Annotated in this window: 14 protein-coding genes; 6 read left to right on the plus strand and 8 right to left on the minus strand. The window is 68.9% G+C overall.

Annotated elements, in window-relative coordinates; all coding sequences use genetic code 11:
* Positions 1-18: 18 nt before the first annotated feature.
* A complete protein-coding gene (gene gltB, locus AC5P6A_RS16685) occupies positions 19-4,473 on the minus strand; it encodes a glutamate synthase large subunit (protein WP_346715204.1) in 4,455 nt (1,484 codons plus the stop codon).
* 174 nt (positions 4,474-4,647) lie between these two features.
* Entirely contained in the window at positions 4,648-5,037 is a 390-nt protein-coding gene (locus AC5P6A_RS16690; protein ID WP_026347258.1) for an I78 family peptidase inhibitor, read from the minus strand.
* Between the two features lie 111 nt (positions 5,038-5,148).
* Between AC5P6A_RS16690 and AC5P6A_RS16695 the strand changes: the two genes are divergently transcribed.
* Positions 5,149-6,207 (plus strand): DNA topoisomerase IB, encoded by a 1,059-nt coding sequence (locus tag AC5P6A_RS16695; RefSeq protein ID WP_019661973.1) that lies wholly within the window; start codon positions 5,149-5,151, stop codon positions 6,205-6,207.
* Here AC5P6A_RS16695 and AC5P6A_RS16700 read toward each other — a convergent pair.
* Complete coding sequence (locus tag AC5P6A_RS16700; RefSeq protein WP_019661972.1) at positions 6,195-6,503, minus strand: putative periplasmic lipoprotein; 309 nt, start codon at positions 6,501-6,503, stop codon at positions 6,195-6,197. The two genes, AC5P6A_RS16695 and AC5P6A_RS16700, sit on opposite strands and share 13 nt — an antisense overlap.
* Before the next feature lie 197 nt (positions 6,504-6,700).
* Here AC5P6A_RS16700 and AC5P6A_RS16705 point away from each other — a divergent pair, with 197 nt between their 5' ends.
* Positions 6,701-7,807, plus strand: a complete 1,107-nt coding sequence (locus AC5P6A_RS16705; protein WP_346715203.1) for an SDR family oxidoreductase — start codon at positions 6,701-6,703, stop codon at positions 7,805-7,807.
* Between the two features lie 30 nt (positions 7,808-7,837).
* On the opposite strand, the gene AC5P6A_RS16710 is transcribed toward AC5P6A_RS16705, so the two are convergent.
* Positions 7,838-8,905 carry a serine hydrolase gene (locus AC5P6A_RS16710; protein ID WP_134735941.1) on the minus strand — a complete coding sequence of 356 codons (1,068 nt, stop codon included), beginning with the start codon at positions 8,903-8,905 and terminating at the stop codon, positions 7,838-7,840.
* A 189-nt stretch (positions 8,906-9,094) separates the two neighbouring features.
* Here AC5P6A_RS16710 and AC5P6A_RS16715 point away from each other — a divergent pair, with 189 nt between their 5' ends.
* Entirely contained in the window at positions 9,095-9,481 is a 387-nt protein-coding gene (locus tag AC5P6A_RS16715; RefSeq protein WP_019661969.1) for a BlaI/MecI/CopY family transcriptional regulator, read from the plus strand.
* A 3-nt stretch (positions 9,482-9,484) separates the two neighbouring features.
* Positions 9,485-11,467, plus strand: coding sequence for a M56 family metallopeptidase (locus AC5P6A_RS16720; RefSeq protein ID WP_346715202.1), 1,983 nt, complete (start codon positions 9,485-9,487; stop codon positions 11,465-11,467).
* A 92-nt stretch (positions 11,468-11,559) separates the two neighbouring features.
* On the opposite strand, the gene AC5P6A_RS16725 is transcribed toward AC5P6A_RS16720, so the two are convergent.
* The 4 genes from AC5P6A_RS16725 to AC5P6A_RS16740 all read right to left on the minus strand — a co-directional run bounded on the left by AC5P6A_RS16725 (position 11,560) and on the right by AC5P6A_RS16740 (position 16,931).
* A complete protein-coding gene (locus AC5P6A_RS16725; protein WP_019661967.1) occupies positions 11,560-11,874 on the minus strand; it encodes an I78 family peptidase inhibitor in 315 nt (104 codons plus the stop codon).
* A gap of 78 nt (positions 11,875-11,952) precedes the next feature.
* Positions 11,953-12,975, minus strand: coding sequence for a ribonuclease H-like domain-containing protein (locus AC5P6A_RS16730; RefSeq protein WP_346715201.1), 1,023 nt, complete (start codon positions 12,973-12,975; stop codon positions 11,953-11,955).
* Positions 12,972-15,461 carry a DEAD/DEAH box helicase gene (locus AC5P6A_RS16735; protein WP_346715200.1) on the minus strand — a complete coding sequence of 830 codons (2,490 nt, stop codon included), beginning with the start codon at positions 15,459-15,461 and terminating at the stop codon, positions 12,972-12,974. Before AC5P6A_RS16735 ends, AC5P6A_RS16730 begins: the two co-directional genes overlap by 4 nt.
* Positions 15,462-15,554: 93 nt before the next feature.
* Positions 15,555-16,931 carry a hypothetical protein gene (locus tag AC5P6A_RS16740; protein WP_495222355.1) on the minus strand — a complete coding sequence of 459 codons (1,377 nt, stop codon included), beginning with the start codon at positions 16,929-16,931 and terminating at the stop codon, positions 15,555-15,557.
* Between AC5P6A_RS16740 and AC5P6A_RS16745 the strand changes: the two genes are divergently transcribed.
* Both AC5P6A_RS16745 and AC5P6A_RS16750 read left to right on the plus strand, forming a co-directional pair.
* Positions 16,898-17,416, plus strand: coding sequence for a hypothetical protein (locus AC5P6A_RS16745; RefSeq protein ID WP_134729794.1), 519 nt, complete (start codon positions 16,898-16,900; stop codon positions 17,414-17,416). The two genes, AC5P6A_RS16740 and AC5P6A_RS16745, sit on opposite strands and share 34 nt — an antisense overlap.
* Before the next feature lie 39 nt (positions 17,417-17,455).
* Complete coding sequence (locus AC5P6A_RS16750; RefSeq protein WP_346715198.1) at positions 17,456-18,130, plus strand: hypothetical protein; 675 nt, start codon at positions 17,456-17,458, stop codon at positions 18,128-18,130.
* Positions 18,131-18,200 lie beyond the last annotated feature (70 nt).

Consider the following 18,200-nt stretch of genomic DNA (forward strand, 5'->3'; position numbering starts at 1 on the left):
CGGCACTACCGGAAAACATCACGCGGCGCGTCGCAGGGTTTCGGTCAGCGACTCGATGCTGGCGGCCTTCGGTTTGACCAGCCAGAACTTGCCGATGTAATCGCGGAACTCGTCCAGGATCTGCTGCGCCCAGATGCTGCCGGTCAGCTCGCGGTGGCGGCCGATCAGGCGGTGCAGGTGCTGGCGATAGTTCTCGAAGCCCTCGGCGGACACGCGATGGATGTCGATCAGCTCGTGGTTGTAGCGGTCGACGAAATCGCGATCAACGTCCAGCACGTAGGCCAGGCCGCCGGTGAAACCGGCACCGAAGTTCAGCCCGACCTTGCCCAGCACCAGTACCACGCCATCGGTCATGTACTCGCAGCAGTGGTCGCCGGCACCCTCCACTACCGCCAGCGCGCCCGAATTGCGCACCGCGAAACGCTCGCCGGCGCGGCCCGCGGCGAACAGCTCGCCACCGGTAGCGCCATACAGGCAGGTGTTGCCGATGATGGCGGTGCTGCGTGCCTCGAAGCGGGCGCCACGCGGCGGACGCACCACCAGCCGGCCGCCGGCCATGCCCTTGCCGACGTAGTCGTTGGCTTCGCCTTCCACTTCCAGGTGCAGGCCGCCGACGTTGAAGGCGCCGAAGCTCTGCCCGGCACTGCCGCGGAAGCGCAGTTCCAGCGGCGTGTCGGCCATGCCCTGGTTGCCGTGCGCGCGCGCCACCGCGCCCGCCAGGCGGGTGCCGATGCTGCGGTCGGTGTTGTGGATCAGGAAGCGGTGCTCGCCGCCGCGCTTGTGCTCGATGGCCGGGGCCAGCAGCCCATCCATCTGCGTGGCCAGGCTGTCCGGCGATTCGTACAGGCGCTGCGCGGCGCAGTGGCTGCCTTCGTAGCGGCTGTCGGCCAGCAGCCGCGACAGGTCCACGCGCACGCCGTCGCGCGGCGCGGCCTCGATCTGCCGCAGCAGGTCGGTGCGGCCGACGATCTCTTCCAGCGAACGCGCGCCCAGGTACGACAGCCAGCCGCGCACTTCCTCGGCCAGCAGCCGGAAGAAGTTCTCCACGCGTTCGGGCTGGCCGGTGAAGTGGTTCTCGCGCAGGCGCTCGTCCTGGGTGGCCACGCCGGTGGCGCAGTTGTTGAGGTGGCAGATGCGCAGGTACTTGCAGCCCAGCACGATCATCGGCGCGGTGCCGAAGCCGAAGCTGTCCGCCCCCAGCAGCGCGGCCTTGACCACATCCAGGCCGGTCTTCAGGCCGCCATCGGTCTGCAGCAGGGTGCGCCCGCGCAGGTCGTTGGCCAGCAGCGCCTGGTGCGCTTCGGCCACGCCCAGCTCCCACGGCACGCCGGCATAGCGGATCGAGCTGACCGGCGAAGCGCCGGTGCCGCCGTCATGGCCGGAAATGGTGATCAGGTCCGCGCCGGCCTTGACCACGCCGGCGGCAATCGTGCCAACGCCGGCATGGCTGACCAGCTTTACCGACACCAGCGCGGTCGGGTTGACCTGCTTGAGGTCGTAGATCAGCTGGGCCAGGTCTTCGATCGAATAGATGTCGTGGTGCGGCGGCGGCGAGATCAGGCCGATGCCCGGGCGCGCGTAGCGCAGGCGGGCGATCAGCTCGTTGACCTTGTGGCCGGGCAGCTGGCCGCCTTCGCCGGGCTTGGCGCCCTGCGCGACCTTGATCTGCAGCACCTCGGCGTTGACCAGGTACTCGGCGGTGACACCGAAGCGGCCGGAGGCCACCTGCTTGATCTTGCTGCGCTTTGCGGTGCCATAGCGGGCGGGATCCTCACCGCCTTCGCCGGAATTGCTGCGGCCACCGAGGCGGTTCATGGCAATGGCCAATGCTTCATGTGCTTCCGGCGACAGTGCGCCCAGGCTGATCGCCGCAGTATCGAAGCGCGGGAACAGGGTACTGGCTGGAGCGACCTCGTCCAGCGGCACGGGCGCGGCCGCCGGCACCAGCTCCAGCAGGTCACGCAGCGCCGATGGCGGGCGCGCATGCACCGCATCGCAGTACTGCTGCCACGCACGCGGGTCACCGCTGCGCGCCGCGCGCTGCAGGGTGGTCACCACGTCCGGGTTGTACATGTGGTATTCGCCGCCGTGCACGTACTTCAGCAGGCCGCCGACATCCACGCCCTGCTGCGCGTCCCAGGCCTGCGCGCACAGTTCGCGCGCGTCGGCATCCAGGCGGGCAAAGCCGGCGCCGCCGATGCGCGAGGCGGTATCGGGGAAGCACAAGTCCACCACTTCCGGTTCCAGGCCGATGATCTCGAACAGCTGCGCGCCGCGGTAGCTGGCCACCGTACAGATGCCCATCTTCGAGATGATCTTCGACAGGCCCTTGTAGATACCCTTGCGGTAGCGGCGGCCGATCTGCGATTGCTCGCCGCCCTTGCTGAGCTTGAGGATGCCGCGACGGCCCAGGTCGAACAGGGTCTGGTAGGCCAGGTACGGGTAAACCGCCGTGGCACCGAAACCGAGCAGGCAGGCCATGTGGTGCGGGTCACGTGCGGTGCCGGTCTCGACGATGAGGTTCACGTCGCAGCGCAGGCCCAGCCGAGACAGGTGGTGGTGGATGGCACTGGTGGCCAGCAGCGCATGCACCATCGGCCGCCCGGCCACCGGGTAGCGGTCGGACAGCAGCAGCATCACCATGCCATCGCGCGCGGCCTGTTCCGCTTCGCTGCAGATGCGTTCGATGCCGGCGCGCAGGCCTTCGTCTTCGCTGTAGGAAAGGTCGAGCAGGCGGTTGGCCTGCACGTACTGGTCCATCTTCAACAGCTGGCGCAGCTTGCGCTGGCTCAGTACCGGCGAATTGAGGATGACGTGGTTCACCGTCTCCGGGCCGGCATGGAAGATGTTGGTTTCCTTGCCGAGCTGGGTGGACAGCGACATCGCGCAGTCTTCGCGCAGCGGGTCGATCGGCGGGTTGGTGACCTGCGCGAAGGCCTGGCGGAAATAGTCGTACAGCGGGCGGCTGCGCTGGCTCAGCACCGCCATCGGCGTGTCGTCGCCCATCGAGCCGGTGGCTTCCTGCTCGGTCTCGGCCAGCGGCCGCAGCACCTGCTCCACCTCCTCGCTGCTGAGCTGGTACAGCTTGTGGTAGCTGCGCAGGGTGCCTTCGTCGAAGGGCTCTTCCACCAGCGACGGGTCGATCAGTTCGGTCTGCAGGTAGGTCACGCCCTGCTGCAGCCACTGCTTGTAGGGCGCGCGGCCGCGGTTGATGCGGTCGACCGCATCGGAGTCGAGCAGGTCGCCGCGCTTGAGGTCGATCGCGATCATCTCGCCGGGGCCGAGCTTGCCCTTGCGCACCACGCGCTCGGTCGGCACTTCCCACACGCCGGCTTCGGAGGCGACCAGGAAGTGGCGGTCGGCGGTGAGCATCCAGCGCGCCGGTCGCAGGCCGTTGCGGTCCAGCGTACACACCGCATAGCGGCTGTCGCAGGCGACGATGCCGGCCGGGCCGTCCCACGGCTCGCTGTTGAGGCCGTGGAACTCGTAGAAGGCCGCCAGGTCCGGATCCTTGAATTCCAGCGACTGCGTGGCAGGCGGCACCAGGATGCGCAGCGCCTGGATCAACTCCATGCCACCGGCGACCATCAGCTCCAGCATGTTGTCCAGGCTCTGCGAATCCGAACCGTGCATGGAGATGACCGGGTCGAATTCACCAATATCGAAGCGCGGCGTCTTCCACACCTTGCTGCGCGCCTGCGCCCAGCGACGATTGCCCTCGATGGTGTTGATCTCGCCGTTGTGGGCGAGCATGCGGAACGGATGGGCGAGCGGCCAGCGCGGCAGCGTGTTGGTCGAGAAGCGCTGGTGGAACACGATCGCGCTGGAGGCCAGCTCGCGGCGCTGCAGGTCCGGGAAGAAGCGGCTGAGCTTGTCCGGCAGCACCATGCCCTTGTAGCTGATCGCATCCGGGGTGAGGGTGGTGACGTAGAAGTCGGCGTGATCGCGCAGCTGCTGTTCGCTGCGGCGGCGGGCCAGGAACAACGCCAGCGCGAAGCCGGCATCATCCTGGCCAACCCCCGCATCGACGAACACCTGCTCGATGCGGGGCAGCGTGTCGCGCGCCAGTTGGCCGCAGACGCTGTCGTCGGTCGGTACCTCGCGCCAGCCAGCGATCTTGCAGCCCACCGCTTCCACCTGCGCCTGCAGCTGCGCGCGGCAGGCCTGCGCCGCGTCGGCGTCGTGCGGCAGGAATACCAGGCCGGCGGCGAAGCGTGTGGCGACGGCAATGCCGGCTTCGCTGGCCAGCAGTTTCAGGAACGCATCGGGGCGGCGCAGCAGCAGGCCGCAGCCATCACCGGTCAGGCCATCGGCGGCGACACCGCCACGGTGGGTCATGCGCGAAAGCGCGGCGATGGCGGTATCAACCAACAGGCGCGATGGTTGATCGTCGAGCTGGGCGACCATGCCAAATCCACAGGCATCGCGCTCGGAGCGCGGGTCGTAAAGCCCTTGGCGGTTGCGGGGGGCCATCTCTACCTCGATGCGTATAGGGTTGGCGGCGACACTCGTCCCCGCTCATTCCCTGGAGCGCATCGTGAGGCCACCGGATGCCTCGACTAGATCACAGGTTGCTGCAACGCCGCAATACACGGTTGCAGGTGCAACAGAACGCGCCGGCAACCCAGTGCCGGCGCGGGGCGGGACTCAGCCGCAGCGCACGCCGCTGATGGCGCCCTTGGCGTCCACTTCGATGTTCAGGCGGTCGCCGAGGAACTCCATCGTGGCCACATCATTGGGCTTGAGCACGCGTACCTGGCTGGCGCCTGCATCTTCCTGCGCCTGCTTGCCCAGCCCATCGGTGTAGGCCTGGCCGACCAGGCTCTGCACCTGGCTGGCATCGCAGGTGCCGACCGGCGGCGCCTCGATGGCCTTGCCGGCTTCGTCGGCCGGTGCCTTGGCGGCTTCGGCCGCCTGCTGGGCGTGGGCCGTGGCCGAATCCTGTTCATCCAGCGCCGGTGCCTGGCAGGCGGTCAAGGCCAGCACGGCCGGCAGCAGCAGGGCGGAGAGCGAACGGGCGCGAATCGGGAACGACATCATGACTCCGGAAGGGGTTGTGAAGACCCGAGCATAGCGGCGAACCGGCCCTCACGTGTTTGTCTTGTGTTATCGACAGGATCGCGGCACGGCGACCGCGACACTACTGGCATGCCGACCGCCTCCACTCCCGAACGACAGGCCGCGCGCGCGGCCGGCCTGCGCTATGTCGACGACACCCAGCCGGGCATCAGCCGGCGCCGCGCCGGAAAAGGTTTCAGTTACCGCGATGCTGATGGCCACGCGATACGCGACGCCACCACCCTGCAACGCATCCGCGCACTGGCGATTCCACCGGCCTACACCGCGGTGTGGATCTGCGCCCACGCCAACGGCCACCTGCAGGCCACAGGCCGCGATGCGCGCGGGCGCAAGCAGTACCGTTACCACCCCGACTGGGCGAAGGAGCGCGACGCCGGCAAGTTCGACCGCATCATCGCCTTTGGCGAGGCCTTGCCCACGCTGCGGCGGCGGTTGTCGCGGGATCTGAAACGGCCGGGTTTCCCTAAGGAAAAGGTGCTGGCCATGGTGGTCGCGTTGCTGGCCGACACCCTGGTGCGGGTCGGCAATGAGACCTATGCGCAGCAGAACCGGTCATTCGGACTGACCACACTGCGTAACCGTCATCTGGAGCTGCTGCGTGGCGGCCGGGTGCGCATGCGTTTCCGCGGCAAGTCCGGGCAGCTGCAGGAGGTGACCGTGGGCGACCGCAGGCTGGGGCTGCTGGTGCGGCGCCTGCAGCAGCTGCCGGGGCAGGCGTTGTTCCAGTACCGCGATGACGACGGTGCGCTGCAGCCGGTCGACTCCGGTGCGGTGAACGACTACCTGCGCGAGGTGATGGGCGAGGACTTCACTGCCAAGGATTTCCGCACCTGGGGCGGGACCGTCGCGGCGGTGCAGGCGTTTGCTGCCACCGAGCTGCCGGAACCGGCCAGCCAGCGTGCGCTGGCGCAGGCACAGCGCAGCGTGGTGTGCCAGGTGGCGGCCCGGTTGGGCAACACGCCGGCGGTGTGCCGCAAGGCCTATATCGACCCGTGCGTGTTCGTCGGCTGGGAGCGCGGTGAACTGGCCAAGCTGGCCGGCCTGCGCGGGCCGCGCCAGTGGGAGCAGGCCACCCTGCGCGTGCTGCGCAGGGCACGCCGGCTCAGCCGCAGTCGTCAGCCGCAGTAGATCGCGACGATATTGTTGGTGCGGCCCTTCTCGATGGTCAGGCGGTCGCCGCCTTCGCTGGCCGGTGGCACCCGCGGGCCGTCGTGGCGCAGGACCCGCACGTGCAGGCTGTCGCTGTCCACGCGTGCACGGGCCACAGTGGCGTCCGAGGCGGCCAGGCCCACCGCGCCGCGCACCCTGTCGCTGTGGCACTGGCCGGAAATCACGCCGTCGATCGGCTGCACCTGGGCCATCGGTGTGCTGCTGCAGGCGGCGAGGGCAAAGCAGACGGCGGCGGTGGCGATGGCATGTTTCATGGAGGCGTTCCCTGTGTGGTTGCGTGCAGGGTGCGACGGCGCACGTGGTGGCGGAATGAATGCCGTGCACATCGTGGACACGGCGCGCTCACTGCCGCCAACAGCGTGCGTAGAGAGACTGCAGGTGCGGCGCGCGCCGCCCCCCCGGTAGTGTCGGCCGCTGGCCGGCAGCCCCGTTCCCTCCCGAGGAGACCTGCATGGCCACCACCAAGAAGACACCCGCCCGCCGAAAGGCATCGCCGAAAGTGCGTAAAGGCAGAACCCCGGCCAAGGCGGTCGCCGACCCCGATCGCCCGCGAGTAGTGAAGACCGCGACCCGCAAGGCGGCCGCCAGCGATCCGCGGGCAGCACGCGTCGCGGCCCGGCAGCGGCGCCTGCAGGACCAGGAGAAGGCCAAGGACGCCCGGGCGGCCAGCAAGGCCACGAAGAAGACCGCGACCCAGGCCGGCGCACGGCGCCAGCCGGAGGCGATGCCGGCGCAGCAGCTGGCCAAGCCCGGGCATGAGCACGAACTGGAGCTGGCGCCCCGCTTCCTTGCACCCGACTACGCGGGCAGCGGCAAGCTGCAGGGCATGCGTGCGATCGTCACCGGTGGCGACTCCGGCATTGGCCGTGCGGTGGCGGTGCTGTTCGCACGCGAAGGCGCGGACGTGGCCGTGCTGCACCTGGACGAGGCCGAGGACGCGGACATCACCCGCCAGCACGTGGAGCGCGAAGGCGGCCGTTGCATCGTGATCGCCGGTGACGTGCGCGATCCGCGCTTCTGCGACAAAGCGGTGAAGCAGGTGGCCAAGGCGTTCGGCGGCATCGACATCCTGGTCAACAACGCCGCGTTCCAGCTGCACTGCGAGCGGCTGGAAGACCTGGAAGACGCGCACCTGCAGGAGACCCTGCAGACCAACATCGGCGGTTACATCCAGATGGCGCGCGCGGTGCTGCCGCATCTGGGCGAGGGCGCCAGCATCATCAACACCGGTTCGGAAACGGGCATCTTCGGCAGCAAGGCGCTGATCGACTACTCGGCCACCAAGGGCGCGATCCATGCGTTCACCAAGTCGCTGGCCAGCCAGCTGCTGCCACGTGGCATCCGGGTGAACTGCGTGGCGCCGGGGCCGGTGTGGACGCCGCTGAACCCGGCCGACAAGCAGGCCGAGGACGTCGCCCAGTTCGGCAAGGACAGCGACATGGGCCGGCCCGCACAGCCCGAGGAACTGTCGCCCGCCTATGTGTTCCTGGCCTCTCCGGCCTGTGCCAGTTACATCAGCGGGGTGATCCTGCCGGTGATGGGCGGTCCACGTGGGTGAGACGGGGCTGCCGGCCGCTGGCCGGCAGCCTCAGGGCACGGTCAGCGCAGGCGCATAGAGATCGGCAATGCGTGGAATGAACTGCTGCGGATTGGCACCGACCAGGTTGGTCAGCACCACCACCGCCACGCCGCGCTCGGGATAGACCACGAACGCCGCACGCGCACCGCCGATACCTGCCACCTGCAGGTCGGGCGATGCGCGCAGTACCGGCCAGCCCTCCGCCCACGGGCCGGCACGGCCATCCGCCAAGCGCTCTGCGCTCCACATCCGCCGCAGGGCCGCCTCCGGCAGCAGGCGGCCTTCGGTCAGCGCGGCCAGCCAGCGCGCGGTGTCGTCGGCGGTGGTGAGGATGCCGCCACCGGCCCACAGCGAAGGCGGTATGTCGTAGAACCAATGCGACAGGCGTGGCGGTGCATCGGCCGCGTCGGTGGCACGCGGGGCCAGGCTGTACATCGTCGCCGCATCCGGAATCAGGTCGTAGCTGTCGCCGAAGGTGGTGCGTGCCATGCGCGCGCTGCTGAACTGGCCGGTGGCGAGGAAACGTTCGTAGGGCATGCCGGATTGCTTCGCGATGATCCGTGCCAGAAGAACGTAGTTGGTCTGGTTGTAGGCGAAGCGCTGCCCGGGTTCGGCTTCGACCGGCTGCGCAGTGACGGCCGCCCACGCCTGCGCTTCTGAGCCAGCGCCCAACAGCCCGTTCGCATCAAGGATGTCCGGAAGGCCGGAGGTATGCGCCAGCAGCTGGTGTACGCGTACGTCTCTCCACGCTGGTGGAAGATCATCCAGGTAACGCGAGGCCGGCGCGTCCAGATCCAATCGCCCCTCCTGCGCCAGCTGCGCGGCGGCCACGCCGGTGAACGCCTTGGTGGCCGAGTTGAGCGGGAAGCGGGTGTGGCGCGAAGCAAGCACGCCGTTCTCGACGTTGGCCAGGCCGTAGGCCTCGGACAGCACGATCTGCCCGTCCTTGACCACCGCGACCTGCAGCCCGGGGATGCGCTGCTGCATCATGATCTGGCGGATCAGGCGGCGGGTCTGGTCGTTGGCATGGTCCTGGCTGGCAGAGACGGCGGTGAAGGGCAGGGCACTGATGAGCATGAGCACGACTCGGAGCATTGGACGGAACATGCGGAATTCCAGCGGGCGTTGCGGATCGGATGCGGACAGCGCGCCAAAGGTTTAAGTGCTCGGCGCCGCTACCGTTCGTCGGCCCATGACTTCCGGGGGGTTGACTACAGCTGTCGTCAAGCTGACAGTGGCGACACGTGTAGTCAAGGGAGTGGTGTCATGCGTGGCAAGACCATCGGGGACCAGGAGCTGGCCCTGCTGCAGTACATTGATGAACATGCGCCGGCCAGCGTCGGCGAGGTCGCCAGTGGGTATGGAGAGGCCCGAGGCCTGGCCCGTTCCACCGTGCTGACGATGATGGAGCGGCTGCGGGCGAAGGGGTATCTTCAGCGCCGGCAGCAGGACGGCGTCTACCGCTACCAGGCCACCCGTGGCCCGCAGAGCGTGCTGCAGGGTGCCGTGGCCCAGTTCGTCGACAACACCCTGCAGGGCTCGGTGTCGCCGTTCGTGGCCTACCTGTCGCAGCGCCAGCAGGTCAGCGACAACGAGCTGGCCGAGCTGGAAGCGCTGGTCGCCCAACTCCAATCGCGTCGCCACGAGGGCTGAGCCATGGACACCACGATGCTGATCCCGATGCTGGAACGGCTGGGCTGGACCAGCCTGCAGACCGTACTGCTGGTGGTGCTGGTGTACGGCCTGTGCCGCGTGCTGCCGTCGCTGTCGGCGGCCACCCGCTGCCGCCTGTGGTGGCTGGTCTCGCTGCAGGCCGTGCTCGGCCTGTTCTGGAGCCAGCCGTTGCAGTTGCCCTGGCTGCCGGCCCCGCAGGCGGTGGCGATGACCGCAACCGACGTGGCCGCTGACATGGTCTACCCGCTGGCCCCGGAGGCCTCGGCACAGTTGCTGGCCGCGATGCCGATGCCTGCAGCGGACGTGCCGGCAGTGGCGTGGTGGGCGGTTGCACTGGCTGCGCTGTGGGCATCCGGCGTGCTGCTGATGGCGCTGCGCACCTTGGGTGAGTGGCGCCGCTGCCGCGCACTGCTGGCTGCGGCCTATCCCTGCGAGGACGAGGCGCTGGTACAGGCGCTGCAGCTGGCCTCCGATGCGCACGGCGTGCGTCCTGCGCCGCGGTTGTGGATGAGCACGCAGGTGGACGCACCGCAGCTGGTCGGGCCGTTCCGCCCGGTGCTGCTGCTGCCGGCCGGCGACAATGCCCTGCAGGGCGATGCGCTGGACCTGGCCCTGACCCACGAACTGCAGCACCTGCAGCGGCGTGACCTGCAATGGGGCCTGCTGCCTGCACTGGCCCAGCACCTGTTCTTCTTCCACCCGCTGCTGCGCCTGTCGGTGCGTGAATATGCACAGGCGCGCGAGGAAGCGGTGGATGCAGCGGTGGTTGGCCAACATGGCGCCAGCCGCCAGGCCTATGGCCGCCTGTTGCTGCAGTTGGGCGTGGCCCCGCAGCCGCATCTGGGCGTGGCCAGCGCCGCACCGAGCACCACCAGCCTCAAGCGTCGCCTGCTTTCGCTGCAGTCGCCCCGGTCCTGCCCGCGTCTGCTGGCGGTGGCGCTGACCGCTGCGGTGGTGGTGGTGGGCGTGGCGCCGATGCGGCTGGTCGCAGCGCCGGTGCCGCCCGCCCCGCCCGCCCCTCCGGCCGCGCCGAAGGCCGTGGCGCCGCCACCGCCTAAGGCCCCGGAAGCACCGTCCGCACCGCCGGCGGCCGCGGCTGCCCCAGCGGCACCTGCCGCACCGGCAGCCCCGGCCGAACCTGCTGACGCGACCGGGCCCGACGATGCCGACGTGGCCGACGTCGACGATGCCACCGGCATGGCCGAAGACGATGAAGGCACGGTGTCGGCCGCCCGCTCCATCACCACCTACGGCCGCCTGGACCTGGGCAAGTCGCCCCGGGAGGCCTTTGTGCTGGTCGATGGTGATTCGACTTTCGCCAACGGCGGCATGGACGACGTGACGGTGGCCCGCAGGCAGCTCGGCAAGGGCCCGGCGCTGTGGTTCCGCCAGGGCGACAAGCGCTATGTGGTGCGCGACCCGATGCTGATCCAGAGCCTGCAGCGTGCCTACAGTGGTGCCGCAGAGCTGGGTCGCCAGCAGAGCGAACTGGGCCGCCAGCAGAGTGCGCTGGGTCGCCAGCAGGGCGAACTCGGCAGGCAGATGGGTGAGATGAGCCGCCTGCAGGGCGAGGAGTCGCGCCGCATCGCACTGATTGCCGCCGAGGCTGCACGCAATGCGATGGCCGCCCACGACATCAACCGTGAGGCCGCCGCGGAAGCGGCGAAGGCAGCGCGCGGTGCAACCGGCGATATGGCCGTTGCGCGTGAGGCTGCACGCGAGGCCGCTGCCGAGGCACGTCGTGCGATGCAGGAAGCCCGCAGCGAGGCCACGCAGTCCGGCCGCACCCGTGACATGCGGCGTCTGGCCAACCAGCAGTCTGAACTGGCCAGCCGCCAGGCGGCACTGGGCAGCCAGCAGGCCGCGCTGGGTGAGCGCCAGGCACGTGTGCATGCGCAGGCATCGCAGCAGGCACAGCAGGTGATCGCGCGTGCACTGGCCAGCGGCAAGGCCGAGCGCCTCTGAAACGGCGGTAGCGCCGGGCCATGCCCGGCGAGCGCAGCGGCACACCTGAAGAGGGAAGGCGCCGGGCATGGCCCGGCGCTACCAGCGGAACATCAACCGCAGCTGGCGCGTTCGATGCGGTTCTGCGCATCCACCTGCACGGTCACGCGGTCCTGGCGGAAGTCCATGGTCACCGCCATGCCAGGCTTGACCACCCGTGCATTGCGCGCGCCGCTGGCGCTGACCAGCTGCTTCACGGTGGCCTCGTCGGCGGTCTTGCCGGTGAAGGGTTCAAGCTTGTCGGGCTGGCACTCATGCGGGCCATCGGCCGCCGGTGGCGGCGTGGTCTCATGCGCGGTACTGCTGCCGGCATGGCTGCAGGCGGCCAAGGGCAGGATGGCGAGCAGGACCAGGGGATTGAGGCGCATCGTCGAGCTCCAGGTGTGGATGGTGGCGGCAGTGTCACCGCTGCCACCGTCAGGGCATGTCAACGCTGCCCCGTGTCATTACTGCCCGACCAGCGCCAGCGTCTCGCGCTCGCGCTGCTCCTCGTGCACCAGCCGTTGCAGCAGCAGGGCCAGGGTCACCACGTCCTGGTGGTTGTGCTCGGCCACCCGGCGCAGGTTCACCGCGTCGCCGCCACGCAGGAAACGCAGCCATGCACCGGGTGCTTCCGAACCGGGCAGGTCGTCCTCGCGGACCACGCGCAGCAATTGCCGCTCGATGGTGGACAGCTTGCAGTTCTCCCAGGTGCCGCGATAGCGGCGACGGGTGGGGTAGAGCAGGTCCACATGGTCCAGCGCGGTGATCGGATCGCGTTGGCGCGCCAGCCGGTAGCGCGCCTTCAGCAGCGGCGCGTCGTAGCTGCGGCCGTTGTAGCTGCAGAACACGGTGGAGGGCTGCAGCCAGCTGGCGAAGGTGGCCAGCATCGCTTCTTCCGCAGCCATGGTGGACATCAGCAGCTGGCGGATGCGCAGGCCTTCGCCACGCTGCGGGCACACGTACCAGTCGGCCGCGCCGATCATGAAGGCACGCGTGCCGGTGCCACCGGCCAGGCCGGTGGTCTCGGTATCGAAGAACAGCAGGTCGCGCGCAGCTACGTGCTGGTCCTCGCGCTTGGCGAAGGCCAATGACAGCGGGGCGGTAGGGATTGGTTGCGGCTGCAGCGATTCGATCAGGAACAGGCCCGGTGCGATCTGCTCGCCGGGCAGCTGACGATCCTGTGCGCTGGCGCGTGCCGGCGTGGTACTGCCGCGGGAGCGCAGGCCGAGCAGGCGATGCAGGCTGCCTACTTCCGGCCGACGCAGCGGTACGGGTGCCGGTGCGGAGGCCGCAGCGCCGGTCGGCTTGTGGCGGATTTCCTGTTCGACCCAGGCGAACACCGAACGTTCGGCCGGTGGTTGCCGCGCATCGTTGGCGGCCACGGGCGCCGGTGGCGCAGGGGGCGCGTCCGGCGCGGCCGGTGTGATCGCCTTCGGGTCGCCGGCCTGCTTCCGCAGCAGGCGCAGCTTGTCCAGGCTCAGGCTCACGGTGCCAGCAACTCCATCGGCTCGCGCGTGGTGATCACCACGTCGGGCACATGCTGGCAGGCGTCGGCATCGAACAGGTCGAGCACGCGCAGCGCCAGCGTGCGCGGCGAAGTCTCATCGTCTTCCTGCGCGGCCAGCACCGGACCCACGCAGGCCGGGCAGCCAGCCTTGCAGTCGCAGCGCTGCACCAGTTCGCGCGCGCGCTGCACCAGCTCGGCCTGGCGTTGCCACAGCGGTTCGCTGAGGCCGACACCGCCGGGGAAATTGTCGTACAGGTACACGGTGGGCACGAATTCCTGCAGCAGCTCCACTCCAGCGGGATCGCCCTCGCTGCCGCGTAGCTGGCCACGGCCACTCTGGTCGGCGATGGCGAACCAGGAACCATCGCCGTTGCCGACCGACTTCTGCAGGTCGCGCGCATCGGCCATCACCGCCACGGTGGCAACGATGTGCAGCGCGTAGGCGGCGCCGAGAAAACCATCCAGCGCATCCTGCTTGCTGGCGAACGCACGCAGCAGCAGCGCCTGAGGCAGCTGCCACCACACCGCCGTGGTGTGCAGTTCCTGGTCAGGCAGGTTCACCGGGCCGTAGCCGATGTTTTCGTGGGTGTAATAGCGGATCTTCTTGTAGCCGGCCACGCGCCGCACTACATGCACTTCGCCATGGTGCGAATCGCCACGGCCGGCCACGCCGCCGTCGAAACGGTCCAGCACCTTGAGCTTGGTGAAGTCGATGCTGTCGGTGTAGTAGTCCACGTGGGTACGGGTGACGTAGGCCTTGCGGCCCTCCCAGTCCAGCGTCTCCACCTGGTACGGGGTGGACTGCACCATGTGGATCGCCCCTTCGTACAGGGTGAGTGCGGCGGCGGAGTAATCGACCTCGGCGATGATCTGCTGGCGGCCATCGCTGCGGTCGACCACCACGAAGTTACCGTCGGCCACCGCGCGCAGGCTGACCGCATTGGCGGGATAACTGTCGGCAATCCATTCCCAGCGCTCGCCTTCGCGGTGGATCACTTCGGTCTCTGCCAGCGCTTCCAGGAATACCTCCGGATCGATCGGGCCGAAGCCATCGCCGACCCGGAACGGCAGCTCGAAGGCCGCGCACCGGATATGGTCGAACAGGATCAGCGGCTGGTCCGGCGCGATACGCGCGTGCTCGGGCGAGGCCTCGGCGAAGAAATCCGGATGTCGCACCACGTACTGGTCCAGCGGCTGCGAACTGGCCACCATCACCCCCAGCGCGGGCTGCTGGCGGCGACCGGCACGGCCAAAGCGCTGCCAGGTGGCGGCCACGCTGCCGGGGTAACCATTGAGGATGACCACGTCCAGGCTGCCGATATCCACGCCCAGTTCCAGCGCCGACGTGCTGACGATGCCGTCGATGTTGCCGGCACGCATCGCGCGCTCGGTCTCGCGCCGCTCGGTGGGCAGGTAGCCACCGCGGTAGGCGCGGATGCGCGGCGGTTTGCGCGGGTCGTGGTCGAAGATGTCCTTCAGGTACTTGGTCAGCACTTCGACCATCAACCGGGTCTGCGCGAACACCAGGGTCTTCAGCCCGGACTTGATCGCGATGCGCGCGATGCGGTTGCTCTGCGACCGCGCCGAGGCGCGCAGGCCCAGGTCCGGATTGATCACCGGCGGGTTCCACAGCAGCACCTGTTTCGGCCCGCTGGGCGCGCCGGATTCGGTGATGGCGGTGACCGGCGCCTCGATCAGCGCCTCGGCATGTGCCTGCGGGTTGCCGATGGTGGCCGAGCACAGGATGAACTGCGGTTGCACGCCGTAGAACGCGCAGATGCGCTTGAGCCGGCGCAGCACGTTGGTGACGTGGCTGCCGAACACGCCGCGGTAGGTGTGTACTTCGTCGATGACGATGTAGCGCAGGTTCTCGAAGAACTGCGCCCACTTGGTGTGATGCGGCAGGATCGCCTGGTGCAGCATGTCCGGATTGGACACCACGATGTCGCCATGCAGGCGGATCGCCTGGCGCGCATCACCCGGGGTATCGCCATCGAAGGTGAAGGCCTTGACGCCCAGATCGCCAGCACGGTTGAGTTCCAGCAGCTCGGCCACCTGGTCCTGTGCCAGCGCCTTGGTCGGGAACAGGTACAGCGCCTTGGCCTTGTCCTGCATCGCCGCGCTGACCACGGGCAGGGTGTAGCACAGCGACTTGCCGCTGGCGGTGGGGGTGACGATGGCCACGTGCTCACCACGCTGGCTGGCCTCCCAGGCCTCGGCCTGGTGGCTGTAGAGCTGCTCGATGCCGCGTGCCTTCAGGGCCGCGGCCAGGGCCGGCGGCACCGACCTGGGAAAGGGCGCGTAGCGGCCTTCGCGGCCGGGAATGGCGAAGCTGCCGGTGATGCGGTCCTGGTAGCGGCGCTGCAGGCGCGCGCTGAGCAGGGCGCCGTCGCGGGCGGGCAGGCCGTCGCGGGTGGCGAGCTTCTGCTCGGCGTCGGCGGTGCGCTTGGCGAGTTCGTAGGCCATGGAAAGTGGAGCCGGGACGGATTGCGAGGGGTCACATGGCACCACATCCACGTCTCAGGATGTGAGACATCGCGCGCGAGGGGCGTGAACCGTTCAGTGCCACGGGTCCGGACGCTGCGCGATATCCGCGTCAAGCGCCTCATTGCGGCGGAGGAACTGCACCATGCAGATCACAATCCGCATCGCGTGCCAGCCCAACGCCAGCAATGCCGCCGCCCGCCACCCAGACGCAAGCGGCCAGCCCGGCTCCAGGCGCTGCGACCACGGCATCCAGGCGGCGCCGAAGACCAGCACGCACAGCAGCAGGCCCAGCCACGCCAGTTGCCAGGACCCTCCCGGGGGCGGATAGCGGCGTCGGTCGCTGGCCAGGCACCACGCCGTGCCAGCGCCCAGCACTGCGCCGTCACAGGCGCGCACATCCAGCAGCATCGAGCGCCTGCGGGAGAATGCCGCAGCGTGCTCCCATTCCGCTGGAAGCTGCACACGCCGGTCATTGCCCAGCAACCACACCCGTGATGTCTGGGCAGTACGCTGGTACGCGCGCAGGCGCCCGCGGACCCGCAGCACGCGCTGCGCTGTCGCAGGGCCGTTGCGGCGAGGGAAGCCCAGCCAGGCCGCAAGACCGGCGATGGCGAGCAACGGCATGGCGAGCAGGCCCGGGACGCCGGTGGCGGCCCACAGCGCCAGTGCGGCAATCAGCAGCGGGGACGGGCGCAGGCCGGGACCCCGTCGCATCGAGATTTCTTCGGGTGTCTCCAGGCGCTCGCCACAGACGCGGCTGGTGGCTGCATCCGGCCGTGCAGCAGCGATGGTGAAGCCATTGAGACGCACCACCATGGCCACGTGATCACCCAGTACCATGTCAGCTTCATTGTCTTCCGAGAGGTAGGGCCATGCCTGTCTTGGCACCAGCACGGGAATGCCAGCCAGAAAGCCGTCACCGACCGGGAAGCTGTTCCGCCACGCCCCGCCGGTGAAGGCGCCACTCAGCCGCTTTATCTGGTCGTCATGGTCGCAGCCGGTCAACGCGCGCACCGGTGCCAGTGCCATGTGTTCGTCCGCGCCCAGCGTCCGCAGCGTGCTGCTCCGGCGCAGCGAGGCGATGCCTGCGCGGACACGCGATGTCCATTCGGCTGCGGTCGCGATGACCATCAGGCACACGACCGCCAGACCAACCAGTACTGCCGCGCGCGACATCAGCAGGCGACTGGCCGACGCGGCGGGCGTGTGGAGGGAGCTGTCATCAAGGAGGGCCTTACCGGGAAAACCGCAGGATGCCGTCCCCGCGCCCCGAGGGGAATGAAGTTCGTTGCAAACTTCGGTGCCCGGTCCGCGCAGCGACGATGCGTGACACACCCTGAATGCCCCCGCCGATGCCAACGAAATCTGAAGCCCGCATCCGTATCCTTGTTCACTGGACGCAACCAACAGGGTGGATGGCTGTGGCACGACCGGGAACGCAGGGAGCACTGCTGGCCAGCCTGTTGCTGGCGGGCATCGCGCAGGCGCAGCAGGCAGCGCCGGTAGCGGTGTCCGATCCTGTGCCCGCTCCCCCTGCTGATGCCCCGGCAGCACCTGCCGCGCCGATCTCCACCACCCTGCCGCAGGACAATGTCACCACCCTGGGCGAAGTGCGTGCGCTCAAGCCCGATGACGAACCGCTGGACCTGTACCGCTTCAAGAACCCGGTGAAGTTCGGCGACAACCGCTTCAGCCGTGACTGGAGCGAGCCGCCGTCGCCGGAGCAGGTCAGCATGGGCGGTGGCTACATCATGATGGGCGTGGTCAAGGGTGTGATGGCGGCAGCCAAAGGCATCAACAAACTCACCGGCGGGCCGGACCAGATCCAGGCGGCCGTGGCGCGGCCACCGCCAGAGCTCAGCGCCGAACAGCAGCAGCGCGCGCTGCGGTTCTCACAGGAGCAGGATGCCGGCGACACAGCGCCAGTGAAGTAGGCCGGTATATGCTGCTGGCCCCCCACCGGTAATGCTGTCATGTCCCTGCGTTCGTTCTGCCTGCTGGCCGCGTTGCTGCCGGCCTCCGCCTTCGCGTCCGATATCGCCGATGGCGGCGCCTGCCGCAATGGCGCATTCCCCTCCGAACAGAGCCGGTTCGCGCTGGCGCGGGTGGTCGATGTACCGCGCCTGTACCTGCTCGGCGACATGGATGGCTGCCCCGCCAAGGGCGAACCGGCCTGCCGCCAGCGCAGCTATGTGGTCAACGGCGATACGGTGGTGACCGCTCGCGACCTGGGCCGTTACCGCTGCGCGTTCTTCCCGAACAAGGTGGGCGGCAGCGCCGGCTGGGTCGACCGCAGCAAGCTGCAACCGTTGCCGGTAGCCGTGCCCACGCTGCAGGACTGGACGGGCCACTGGAAAGATGGCGACAACGGCCTGCGCATCACCGTGCAGGGTGGACAACTGCACGTGGATGGCGACGCCTACTGGCCCTCCGCCAACCCCACGCCGGAACAGCGCCCGTATGGGCCGAACCTGGGCCAGGTGAAAGCGCGTGCCATACCGCAGGGTGCCGATGTCGAGTTCGCCGAGGACACGTGCCGGGTGCGCGTGCACTCGCTGGGTGAGGTGCTGATCGTGGCCGACAACAGCGAATGCGGTGGCATGAACGTGCGTTTCAACGGTGTGTACCGGCGCGCCGGAAAACGTTGAAGGGCGCATGAGGGATGGGGCCGGTAGATCCACGCCACGCGTGGGTGCTGCCCGCGATTCAATCGATGCG

It is taken from the genome of Stenotrophomonas sp. YJH_SMC_20, assembly GCF_059367845.1.

Bases quoted from the DNA above. Each gene is read 5' to 3' on its own strand.
- AC5P6A_RS16715 (WP_019661969.1), top strand. From the start codon at position 9,095: ATGCGTGGCAAGACCATCGGGGACCAGGAGCTGGCCCTGCTGCAGTAC.
- AC5P6A_RS16710 (WP_134735941.1), bottom strand. From the start codon at position 8,905: ATGCTCATCAGTGCCCTGCCCTTCACCGCCGTCTCTGCCAGCCAGGAC.
- AC5P6A_RS16750 (WP_346715198.1), top strand. From the start codon at position 17,456: ATGTCCCTGCGTTCGTTCTGCCTGCTGGCCGCGTTGCTGCCGGCCTCC.
- AC5P6A_RS16700 (WP_019661972.1), bottom strand. From the start codon at position 6,503: ATGAAACATGCCATCGCCACCGCCGCCGTCTGCTTTGCCCTCGCCGCC.
- AC5P6A_RS16735 (WP_346715200.1), bottom strand. From the start codon at position 15,461: ATGGCCTACGAACTCGCCAAGCGCACCGCCGACGCCGAGCAGAAGCTC.
- gltB (WP_346715204.1), bottom strand. From the start codon at position 4,473: ATGGCCCCCCGCAACCGCCAAGGGCTTTACGACCCGCGCTCCGAGCGC.
- AC5P6A_RS16690 (WP_026347258.1), bottom strand. From the start codon at position 5,037: ATGTCGTTCCCGATTCGCGCCCGTTCGCTCTCCGCCCTGCTGCTGCCG.
- AC5P6A_RS16725 (WP_019661967.1), bottom strand. From the start codon at position 11,874: ATGCGCCTCAATCCCCTGGTCCTGCTCGCCATCCTGCCCTTGGCCGCC.
- AC5P6A_RS16705 (WP_346715203.1), top strand. From the start codon at position 6,701: ATGGCCACCACCAAGAAGACACCCGCCCGCCGAAAGGCATCGCCGAAA.
- AC5P6A_RS16745 (WP_134729794.1), top strand. From the start codon at position 16,898: ATGGCTGTGGCACGACCGGGAACGCAGGGAGCACTGCTGGCCAGCCTG.
- AC5P6A_RS16695 (WP_019661973.1), top strand. From the start codon at position 5,149: ATGCCGACCGCCTCCACTCCCGAACGACAGGCCGCGCGCGCGGCCGGC.
- AC5P6A_RS16720 (WP_346715202.1), top strand. From the start codon at position 9,485: ATGGACACCACGATGCTGATCCCGATGCTGGAACGGCTGGGCTGGACC.